We start from the raw sequence: 1919 nt of genomic DNA, 5'->3' as shown, positions 1-1919 counted from the left end.
AAATGATCGTTAAATCCAAAACTATCTTAACTGAAGAAATTGGTTTGAACGAAGTATTAGAAGAAGCTGGTATCGAAGTAAACGAAACTGACTTGGCTGAATTTATTTTGCAAACTGCAGTAAGCCCACCATCTCACATCGTAGTACCAGGTCTTCACTTTGAACGTAACAAAATCCGCGAAATCTTCGCTGAAAAATTAGGTTACACAGGTACTGAAAACCCTACAGAAATGACTCACTTCGTACGTGGTTATGTACGTGAGCGCTTCTTGAAAGCTGACGTAGGCGTTAACGGTTGTAACTTTGCGGTAGCTGAGTCCGGTACTTGTACTATCGTTTCCAACGAAGGTAACGGTCGTATGGCTAGCTCCATTCCTAAGACTCAATTAATCTTCTTAGGTACTGAGCGTATCGTTCCTAACTTTAAAGCTCTTGACGTTATGATGGAAATGTTGAACCGCTCTGCAGTAGGTGCTAAAATTTCCAACTACTTCTCCATGATGACTGGTCCTGGTCGTGCTGGCGAAGCTGACGGTCCTGAAGAAACTCATATCATCATTATCGATAACGGTCGTTCCGGTATCTTGGGTGGTACATTCCAAGAAATGTTACGTTGTATCCGTTGTGGTGCATGTATGAATATCTGTCCTGTATACCGTCACATCTCTGGTCACGGTTATGGCTCCGTATATCCAGGTCCAATGGGTGCTGTATTGACTCCATTGTTCAAAGGTTACGACGTAGCAGGCGATCTTCCATACGCTTCCACATTGTGCGGCGCATGTACAGAAAACTGTCCAGTAGCTATTCCATTGCATGAATTATTGATGGAACACCGTCATATTATGGCTGACATCGAAAAAACTCGTCCGAAAGCAGAAGAAGCAATCTTCACTGCAGCGGCTAAGATGTTTGGTAACTCCACATTATTCGACCTTGGTACAAAAGCTGGTGCTATCGGTATGAACTTGATCAGTAACAAAGAAGGCAATATGCCTACATGGACTCAAGCTATTCCAGTTATGAACGGCTGGACTAAATCTAAAGAAATGGGTACATTGAAGTTCAAGAAATTCCGTGACTTATATGCTGAACATGAAAAGAACAAGAAGAAGGAGAAAAAATAATGGATGAAGCTAAACGTAAACAATTTATTGCACGTTTATCTCGTGCATTAGGCCGTGATCAAGAAATGTGCCCTGCATTTGTAGAGGACTTTGATTACAGCCATGGTCCTCAAGAAACTATGTTCAAAGATTTGAATAAAGATCAAATTTTGACAATGTTTAAGGAACAATGTCAACGTGTTGGTACAAAATTCGTTGAAACTACACCTGATAAATTAGGTGAAACAATTTTGGCAGCTATCGAAGATTGGGGCAATGGTAAGGTTGTATTCCCAAGCACTCCTGAAGTAGATGAATATAAATTAAAAGAATTATTCGAACAAGATGCAGCTAATAATGGCGGCACTCGTACATACTTCCAATGGGACCCAGCTAAAGGCCGTGAAGAATGTATCTCCAACACTGCCAATGCAGATATTGGTATTACATTCCCATACTGCGGTATTGCTGAAACAGCTACTGTAGTACAAGCCTCTGGTGAAGAATCTGGCCGTGCAATCAGCTTGTTGCCAGAAACTCATGTTGCTGTATTATATACTGATACAATCAACCCACGTATGACTCAAACCATGGAACATTTGGCTGAACGTTACCACAACGATCCATCCAAATTCCCTACAAATATTTGCTTGATTTCCGGTCCGTCCCGTACGGCTGATATCGAGCTCGTAACTGTAGATGGTGCTCATGGTCCTATCCGCGTTACATATATCTTAGTTAATAGATAATATAATAACCAGATACAATAAAGGCGATCTTCCTTGGAAGGTCGCCTTTTATATGTCTGTATAT

2 protein-coding genes are annotated in these 1919 nt (G+C 41.2%); both read left to right on the top strand.

The features are described 5' to 3' along the window. The coding region (locus tag QZ334_RS08190; protein ID WP_295233553.1) for an LUD domain-containing protein at nt 1-1127 on the top strand (1127 nt) is incomplete at its 5' end. After that, on the top strand, nt 1127-1855 hold the full coding sequence (locus QZ334_RS08185) for a LutC/YkgG family protein (RefSeq protein ID WP_295233550.1): 729 nt from the start codon (nt 1127-1129) through the stop codon (nt 1853-1855). The genes QZ334_RS08190 and QZ334_RS08185, both read left to right, overlap by 1 nt. The last annotated feature ends 64 nt before the right edge of the window (nt 1856-1919 follow it).

Source organism: Veillonella sp. (assembly GCF_019414865.1).
Classification (GTDB): domain Bacteria; phylum Bacillota; class Negativicutes; order Veillonellales; family Veillonellaceae; genus Veillonella.
The sequence above is the reverse complement of the archived record's forward strand: the minus strand, read 5'-3'. Positions and strand labels throughout refer to the sequence as shown.

Excerpts from the sequence above, each read along its gene's own strand:
- QZ334_RS08185 (WP_295233550.1), top strand. The coding sequence starts at position 1,127 with ATGGATGAAGCTAAACGTAAACAATTTATTGCACGTTTATCTCGTGCA.